The organism is Jannaschia aquimarina, from assembly GCF_000877395.1.
GTDB classification, from domain to species: domain Bacteria; phylum Pseudomonadota; class Alphaproteobacteria; order Rhodobacterales; family Rhodobacteraceae; genus Jannaschia; species Jannaschia aquimarina.
The window spans coordinates 147,549-153,892 of record NZ_JYFE01000074.1 but is presented as its reverse complement, the minus strand read 5'-3'; the positions used below and the strand labels follow the sequence as shown (position 1 = coordinate 153,892).

The following is a 6,344-nucleotide window of genomic DNA, read 5'->3' as shown; positions in this document are numbered from 1 at the left end:
GTGGTCGGTTCGGGGGCGGTGGGCGCGGTCGGGGTTTCCGGTGCGGGCGCGACGCTAGGCGCTTCGGAGACCAACGCGGCGAACTCGGTGTCGCTGACGATCTGGACGCCGATGGGCGGCATCGACGGCGGCTCGTCCTCGATCACGAGCATTCCCGCCACGAGCGCATAGAGGATGAGACCCCCATGCGCCGTGCCAGACGCCGCGACCGCCGTCCGCATCCGCATGTCAGCCGTCGCCTTCCGGAGCGTCGAGCGTCGGCCCGCCGCCATCGGTGACCAGACCGATATCGCGGAAGCCGCCCGCATTCAGCGCGCCCATGACGATCATCACCTGTTCGTACGGGACGGAGCCGTCCGCACGTAGGAAGACCCGCGGGCTGTCGCGTTCTGCCGAAATCGCGCGCAGGCGCGTCACCAGTTCCTCGCGCGCCACGATGGTCGAGCCGATCGAGGTGGTGCCGTCCGCACCGACGGAGATCGTCAGCGGCTCCTCCTGTTCCTGTGGGAGAGGAGCGGCGGCCGTTTCCGGCAGCTGCACCGGGACGCCCGATGTGAGCAGCGGCGCCGCGACCATGAAGATGATCAGGAGCACCAGCATGACGTCGACGAACGGCGTCACGTTGATCTCGGACATGGGCTGCGAGAGGCGGGCGCTGCGACGGCGGCGGCCTCCGCCTCCGCCACCGGCCGAGGGCATGGTCCGCGCGCCCATCAGGCCGCGTCCAGTTGGCGCGACAGGATGGTCGCGAATTCGTCGGCGAAGGCCTCGTAATTGCCGGTGATGCGGTCCGCGTCGCGGGTCAGCTTGTTATAGAAGATGACCGCCGGGATCGCGGCCAGCAGGCCGAGACCGGTGGCCAGCAGCGCCTCGGCGATGCCGGGGGCGACGACCGCGAGGTTGGTGTTCTGCTGGATCGCGATTTCCTGGAAGGCATGCATGATGCCCCAGACCGTTCCGAACAGTCCGACGAACGGGCCGACGCTGCCGACGGTGGCGAGGAAGGTCAGGCCGGAGGTCAGGCGGTCGCGCTCCTTGGCGATGGCGACATCCATCGTGCGGTCGATGCGCGCCTGCGCTCCCGCGATCAGACCGCCATCGTCGCGGTGCGAACGGTTCCACTCGCTCATGGCGGCCGAGAAGATCCGTTCGGATGCGCTGCGCGGCGTCTCTCCGATCTTGTCGTAGAGCTCGTCGAGCGGGTCGCCCGACCAGAAGGCCCGGTCGAAGGCGGCCGCTCGGCGTCGGGCGGCCCGGAACTGCACCACTTTCTGAAGCCACACGGCCCAGACCATCACCGATGCCACGAAGAGCATGATCATGACGGCCTTTACGATGAACGTGGCCCGCCAGAATAGCGACCACATCGAATATTCGGCGCCGGAAGCGGCTGCCAGAACCTCGGTTTCCATTGGACTGCCCGCCCTAATGTTTCGCGTACGCGGGTCGTTCGGCGCCCGCGTCCATGGAAGGCAGATAGCAGATCGGAACCCCTCGTGCGAGGGGTGTGGCGTTCACGAGGTTGAAACCCGGCGAAACGGAGTCCTTCCGGCAACGGCCCATGCGGCACCATGGCTGGCCGTATCCGGCGGAAATCGGCGCGTGAGGCTGGCGCATCGATCATGATCGCCGGCTGGTCGGACGCGCGGGTGTGGCGCTTTCAGTCGTCCCCTGGGGGCAGCACGTCCGACCACCCGCACGCAATGCGGAGAGGAGCCCCCGCCTCACGCAGCCCTGCGACCGGAAACGACATCTCGTGCGTGCGGTCGATATGATCGCGGAACGCCACATGAAGCACGCGGCCGTTCTGGATCGCCTCGATCAATCGTCGCGCCGGGCGGTATTCCCACAGACCGAGTGTCGCGCTGTCGCCGCCGACTTGCCACCGGGCATGGCGGATCGGCCCGTCATCGACGCGCAGCGTGACGGCCCGGGTATCCGGAACAAGCTTGGCGGCATCGCAGCCGTGCCAGATGAAGGCCGCCGTGCGATCGCCCAGGCAGCGCAGGAACAGCGTCGCCCGCCCGGCCCCGCAGCGAAGGGGTGCGGCGGATGGTACCGACAGAAAGACGTCGTGGGTTCCATCCAGATCCGACAGATCGATTTCCGTGCGCCACGCGGTATAGGCGCCGCGGGTCGTGGTGGCCGATGCGAGGCGCGCGGATCTGTCCCAGCAGGACAGACGGTCGCCGGGATCGGTCACGGACATGCAATCGGTCGCCATGGCCGGATCGGCCACCAGCATGAGGAGGAGGATCAGGAATCGCATATCCAGACCCTGCCCCGCGGGGTGTTAAGGTTCCGTTGAAGCGAGGTTTCGCACGGCCTCGGGCAGGCGTTTCGGGCGCCCATCGAGATCCATGCAGACCACCTTGACGCGGGCCCGGAACAGAAGCTCCTCACCGCGACGCACCTCTTGATCCATGACCAGCCGCACGGGACCTGCCGATACGGTCTCCGTCAGGACATCGAGCCGGTCGTCGTAGCGGGCGGGCCGCAGGTAATCCGCCTCGACCTTGGCGACGGCGAAGACGGTGCCCGCCTCGCGCATCGCGACCTGGTCGATCCCCGCCTCGCGGACCATCTCGGACCGGGCCCGTTCGATGAAGCGCAAATAGTTGGCGTAGTAGACGATGCCCGCGAGATCGACATCCTCGTAGTAGACCCGGATCGGCCAGCTATGGGTCATTGCGTCCGGCCAAGGCGGGCGGCGAGGCGCAGCGCGTGGCTGGCATCCTGCGCATGGGCCGGCAGAACCGGATCGTAGGCGGCGCGCATCAGGTCCGCGATATCGGGACGGAGCACCGCGTTGCCGCTCGCCATCGCAAGCGGGCTCGCCTGCGCGAAGGCCGTGTCGGACCAAAGCAGCATGGCTTGCACCATCTGGTTCAGCGCGAGCGTTTCGGCCGGCACGTCGGACAGATGCTGATCCATCCGGATCAGGCTGAAACATGCCCGGACCGCGCCCGCCTCGTCAAACCGGAAGATGCGGTACTGGTTCGCCTGTGCCTCGGTCAGCCGCGCGATCAGATGATCCAGATCCGGGATGAGCCGGTCGAGGTTCGGGACCTCCGGCAGCTCGGACCAGTCGCGGCAGAAGAATATCATCAGGTTCGCGCCCAGTTCGGGATCCGTCTCGGCCATCTTGTGGCCTGTTAGCACGCACAGAGCCTCGATGGCGCCCTTGAGCGTGGCGACGCTTGGCGGTTCGACCCCGAAGATGACGGGCACGATAGGACGCCCCCAGCGGGCGAAGAGGTACTGGCCGTCCGAGCGTGTGAATAGCGCCTCGACGGAATCTGCGGAGAGCGGCGTCATGGGGCGCTGGGTGCCACGGCTCGTCCGAGGCGACAAGCGGCTCCATCTGATGCTGCTTTGCCGGCGGCATGGAGAAGGACGCCGAGGTTCGGCGCATGTGGGCGAGTTCGCAGGTCACAGAAGGGCCGGCCGAGCGCGCGTCGCACCAGACCGGTAGCTTGCGCTTTGGGCCCCAACCCGTCGCCGGGCCTTGTCCAGCGTCAGCCCGTGATCACGGCGTGAATTGTGGGAGGCCGGAATATGCCGGCGGGGACGCCGAGCGAGCGAAAGCCGTCCAGGCCGGACGCAACCACGGTCGGACGATGGTATCTTTTCCCCGGACCAATCCGTCCGGTCCGACCATCGAGCCCCTTAGCGGAGCTTGCGGGCCATTGCGGCGGCGGCACGGATCTCCTCGGCGATCTCTTCGGCCTCGTCGGGGTCGAAATCCATCGGGATCTCGGCGCTCCCGCTCTCGATGTAGATGCGGACCATGCCCTTGTCGGTCGGACCGATCTGAAGGCCCGCCTCGGTGTCGGATTCGTCGTTGATGCCCATGGGCGGGGCCTAGACCCGCGGTGGTCGCTGTGCAAGCGTCCCCGGCCATGATGGGGTGGGCCTTTCGCGATCTGGAGCCGGGCGATGCCGGATGGGTCGCCTCACGGCATGGCGCGCTCTACTGGTCGGACGAGGGCTATGACATCCGGTTCGAGGCGCTGGTCCTGCGGCTGCTGGCGGACTTCATCGAGACGCGTGGCCCGCAGGAGCGGGCGTGGATCGCCGTTCGGGCCCAGGCCCGTCTCGGCTGCATCTTCTGCACGCGCCCCGCGCCGGACATAGCCAAGCTGCGGATGTTCCTGGTGGAGCCGGAGGCGCGCGGCACCGGCTTGGCGCAGGCGCTGCTCGACCATTGCATGGCCCATGCGCGCGAAACCGGCGCGGACCGGCTTGTCCTGTGGACCCACGAGAGCCACCGCGCGGCAGGGCGGCTCTATGCGCGGAACGGCTTCCGCCTGGTCGATCAGAAGCCCGTTGTGGCCTGGGGCCAGCCGACGGTCGAGCAGAATTGGGAGATCGGTCTTCGCGGCGAGGTCGGGGCATCGGCAGAGAGCAGGACCTGAGGCCGCCCGGACCGGCTCAGGCGGCGCAGTTACCCGTCTGCAAACAGGCCGACGATGACGGGTGTATCTTTCTGTTCGAGCAAGCGCAGGACGGTCCGTGGCCTCTCGATCAGATCGAATGCCATCGCTCAGGCCCTCCGGGATCGACGGCGAATGCGGCCGCGCCTCTCTTGCGCCGCGGGACGCGCTTCGCTACATCGCCCCGGCGTGCCGCCTTAGCTCAGTTGGTTAGAGCGCTGGATTGTGGATCCAGAGGTCCCCCGTTCAAGCCGGGGAGGCGGTACCATCCCCTTTCAGGTATCCGGCAGGCCTTCGTCGCGGGTGAAATAGACCGTCTGTGACGGGAAGGCGAAGCCCGATCCGCCCTTCTCGACGATGTCCATGACCGTCAGGTTCATCTCTTCGCGGATCTCGAGGCTCGCGGGATAATCCTTCGCGAGGATGTGGGCGAAGATCTCGATATCAAGCGACGAGGCGCCGAAGGCCACGAAGCGTGCCCGCGGGTTTTCGGCGATCCGGTCGTCGGACAGGAGCATCAATTCGAGCTGACGGAGGATGCCGCGCATCTGATCGGGCGTGGTCTCGTAGCGCAGGCCGATGAGCGTTTTCCACAGGAAGCGGTCGCGGTTCGCGTAGTTCTCGATCCGGGCCGAGGAAAGATCGCCGTTCGGGATCGTCACGAGCGTCCGGTCCAGCGTGCGGATCCGTGTTGAGCGGAGGCCGATATCCTCGATCGTGCCCAGCAGGGTGTCGATCCGGCAGAAATCGCCGACGCGGATGGGCTGGTCCGCGATGATGCTGACCCCGCCGACCAGATGCTCGATGGTCTTCTGCGCGCCGAGCGCGATGGCGATGCCGCCGATGCCGAACGCTGCGAGCCAACCGGCCAGGTTGAGCCCGAAACTGGACGCGATGAGGGCGGCAGCGATCAGGACGACGATGGCAATCGCGATCCGTCGTCCGAGCGCGATCACGGACACCGCACCCAGCCTGCCGCGCCGCGTCATACTTTCGAGCAGTTCCTGGCCTACGGCATGGACGAGGCGCAGCAGCATCCAGGTCACTGCCAGCCAGATGGCGGTCTCGACAATTGGGCCGAAGGCCGCCCGGACGACAACGGGAATGCCGACGAGTAGAGACAAGGCGAGGGCGAGCGGTGCCGCGATGACGAGCGCCATGGGGAGCCGCATAGGACGCACGAGGCGGGCCGCGGCGCTGTCGCGCATTGGCCGGAAGACCAACAGGACGAGGGCGAAGAGCGTCCAGACAAGCGTCGCGGCGAGCACAACCGCGACCGCGCCCAGGACCAGCGCCGCGAGCCACGAGGCAGCCGACGCGCCGGCGATCTGCCACTCCCGCAGGCGCTCCGGGAAGAACGTCTCGTAGATGGCGGCTGCGCCGAGCGGACCAAGCTCTGCGATCACGGCCAGAGAGGCCGGGGAGACCCGCCAGACGGGCGTGCCGTCCTCCGAAGGACTGCGGAGCAGGGTCAGATCCGCATCGGTTCCGCCGATCATGACCTGGGCGAAGAGATCCTGATCGGGGGGCAAGCCATCCGCCGTATCGCCCTCGGGAGACGACGAGAGGCGGAAGCCCGGAAGAAGGACGCCGCCGCGGTCGAGCGCTTCCTGAAGGCGGGTGGCGAGCCTCCGGCCCTCGATATTGCGGCGGCTTTCGGGGATGTCGGAGAGATCAAGAAAGGGTTGGACCGCCTCCGTGTCGCTCTCGGCGAAGGCCGCGATGAGCCCGTCCACGGTGCTGCGCGGAGTAAGCCTGTCGAACGGATCGGTCAGTTCCGGCTCGGGCGCGGCCGGTTCCTCCTGTGCGAAGACCGGGTTCGCGAACGCAAGCAGGCAGACGAGGGAGATAATGCGGAACATCGGAAGTCTCGTGGTGGGGCCGGCAACGATGGGGCGGGAGTGCAGG

General features: G+C 67.4%; 8 protein-coding genes, 1 tRNA gene and 1 pseudogene. 2 read left to right on the top strand and 8 right to left on the bottom strand.

The features are described 5' to 3' along the window. From jaqu_RS19130 to jaqu_RS19100, 7 genes and pseudogenes are all read right to left on the bottom strand, one after another. A pseudogene (locus jaqu_RS19130) lies at positions 1-227 on the bottom strand (hypothetical protein); the annotation flags it as partial. 1 nt (position 228) lies between these two features. Continuing rightward, positions 229-714: a protein TolR gene (gene tolR, locus jaqu_RS19125; RefSeq protein WP_043920606.1), complete on the bottom strand. Its 486-nt coding sequence runs from the start codon at positions 712-714 to the stop codon at positions 229-231. After that, positions 714-1,412 carry a protein TolQ gene (tolQ, locus tag jaqu_RS19120; RefSeq protein ID WP_043920605.1) on the bottom strand — a complete coding sequence of 233 codons (699 nt, stop codon included), beginning with the start codon at positions 1,410-1,412 and terminating at the stop codon, positions 714-716. The genes tolR and tolQ overlap by 1 nt, the downstream gene beginning before the upstream one ends. A 248-nt stretch (positions 1,413-1,660) precedes the next feature. After that, on the bottom strand, positions 1,661-2,269 hold the full coding sequence (locus jaqu_RS19115) for a type VI secretion system-associated protein TagO (RefSeq protein WP_043920604.1): 609 nt from the start codon (positions 2,267-2,269) through the stop codon (positions 1,661-1,663). A 24-nt stretch (positions 2,270-2,293) separates the two neighbouring features. After that, entirely contained in the window at positions 2,294-2,689 is a 396-nt protein-coding gene (gene ybgC, locus jaqu_RS19110; RefSeq protein ID WP_043920603.1) for a tol-pal system-associated acyl-CoA thioesterase, read from the bottom strand. After that, positions 2,686-3,318, bottom strand: a complete 633-nt coding sequence (locus tag jaqu_RS19105) for a hypothetical protein (RefSeq protein ID WP_043920602.1) — start codon at positions 3,316-3,318, stop codon at positions 2,686-2,688. The genes ybgC and jaqu_RS19105 overlap by 4 nt, the downstream gene beginning before the upstream one ends. Positions 3,319-3,669: 351 nt before the next feature. Next, positions 3,670-3,855 carry a DUF6324 family protein gene (locus tag jaqu_RS19100; RefSeq protein WP_043920601.1) on the bottom strand — a complete coding sequence of 62 codons (186 nt, stop codon included), beginning with the start codon at positions 3,853-3,855 and terminating at the stop codon, positions 3,670-3,672. A 47-nt stretch (positions 3,856-3,902) separates the two neighbouring features. On the opposite strand from jaqu_RS19100, the gene jaqu_RS19095 reads away from it, so the two are divergent. Both jaqu_RS19095 and jaqu_RS19090 read left to right on the top strand, forming a co-directional pair. After that, a complete protein-coding gene (locus tag jaqu_RS19095) occupies positions 3,903-4,418 on the top strand; it encodes a GNAT family N-acetyltransferase (RefSeq protein ID WP_043920600.1) in 516 nt (171 codons plus the stop codon). Between the two features lie 209 nt (positions 4,419-4,627). Continuing rightward, positions 4,628-4,704, top strand: a tRNA-His gene (locus jaqu_RS19090). 7 nt (positions 4,705-4,711) lie between these two features. Here the strand turns inward: jaqu_RS19090 and jaqu_RS19085 are convergent. After that, positions 4,712-6,298, bottom strand: coding sequence for a mechanosensitive ion channel family protein (locus jaqu_RS19085; RefSeq protein ID WP_052501077.1), 1,587 nt, complete (start codon positions 6,296-6,298; stop codon positions 4,712-4,714). Positions 6,299-6,344 lie beyond the last annotated feature (46 nt).